Annotated in this window: 3 protein-coding genes; all 3 read left to right on the top strand. The window is 40.1% G+C overall.

Annotated elements, in window-relative coordinates; all coding sequences use genetic code 11:
- The first annotated feature begins 177 nt into the window (after positions 1–177).
- Entirely contained in the window at positions 178–513 is a 336-nt protein-coding gene (locus JU82_RS08905; protein WP_037949560.1) for a hypothetical protein, read from the top strand.
- Entirely contained in the window at positions 510–857 is a 348-nt protein-coding gene (locus tag JU82_RS08900) for a VRR-NUC domain-containing protein (RefSeq protein ID WP_037949559.1), read from the top strand. Before JU82_RS08905 ends, JU82_RS08900 begins: the two co-directional genes overlap by 4 nt.
- A gap of 148 nt (positions 858–1005) precedes the next feature.
- The coding region (locus tag JU82_RS12015; protein WP_294892695.1) for a YopX family protein at positions 1006–1232 on the top strand (227 nt) is incomplete at its 3' end.

The following is a 1232-nucleotide window of genomic DNA, read 5'->3' as shown; positions in this document are numbered from 1 at the left end:
AATACGTTTACAAAAAGCAAATCGGCTTCACAAAGCAGCAACAATCGAGTTTAAAAATACTTGAGGATTACGGAGTGAATGTAAATCAATTCATACGCCAAGCGATAAAAGAGAAATTGCAGCGAGACTGGCCTAAAATCAAAGAGAAAAAAGAAACAATTAAATACCCATTCTAACATGAGAACAACCGAACAAATCGCAGCCGAAGCGATAAAAAACAGGGGTGATCTGATAACTTTTAAAAGAGTAGATTACCAAACAATGCTGTACGCTATTGAAATAGGCAGGACGGAAGCAATTGCCGAATTAATGTTACGTGACAGCAAGGCGAAGATACCCGTTTACATACTCACCACACCGTTCAACAAGTGGAAGCAAGAGATTGCACAGGCAGAACGAATGATATTGCTGCCAGGTTGGAATAATACTAAGGCGGTACGTGAGCGCAATGCCTACGCTAAGGAGTTGAAGAAAGAACGTGTACCGTTTCACTTATCGAAGACAGAGGCATGAATAACGAAGAAAGTAGAATCCAGCGAACTTGCGTAAAATGGTTCCGTCTGACTTATCGAGAGCCGGATTACCTAATATTTGCCGTGCCGAACGGCGGCAACCGTAATGCTATTACAGGGGCAGTTATGAAAAAGGAGGGAGTGCGGGCAGGTATCAACGATTTAATAATCGCAACAAAGGGAATAATCTTGTTTGTCGAGATCAAAACAGAAAAAGGGAAGCAAAACCAAAACCAAATAGACATAATGAATATGCTGCGATCATTCGGCTACGATTACGCCGTATGCCGCTCATTCGATGAATTTAGAGAATATGTTATTAAACATATTGGAATATCGAAATAAGTGTTATATTTGCAGCGACAAACCAATAATAATTATGGAACAAGACATAAAATTCAGAATTTGGGATAAGGTTGATTATATGTCAACGGTATGTACCCTTCGCGAATTAATAAGCAAGAAAATACAATTTACTAAAGATTGTATTATAATGCAGTTCACCGGACTACTTGACCGCAATGGCAAAGAGATTTATGAAGGTGATATACTTGAAGGGCACGACAAACGCAAACTAACAGTCTTTAGCGTACCCGGTGGCTTCGCTATAGAAAGCAATCCGATTGCATTCGGTTACGGTTATCAAGATGGGCAAAATTGCTACGAAAGCATTGGAGACAAGCAGACAGCATCCTATATTCAGGGCAACTGCACCGTTAT

This window comes from Sulfuricurvum sp. MLSB (assembly GCF_000747095.1).
Lineage (GTDB): Bacteria > Campylobacterota > Campylobacteria > Campylobacterales > Sulfurimonadaceae > Sulfuricurvum.
The sequence above is the reverse complement of the archived record's forward strand: the minus strand, read 5'-3'. Positions and strand labels throughout refer to the sequence as shown.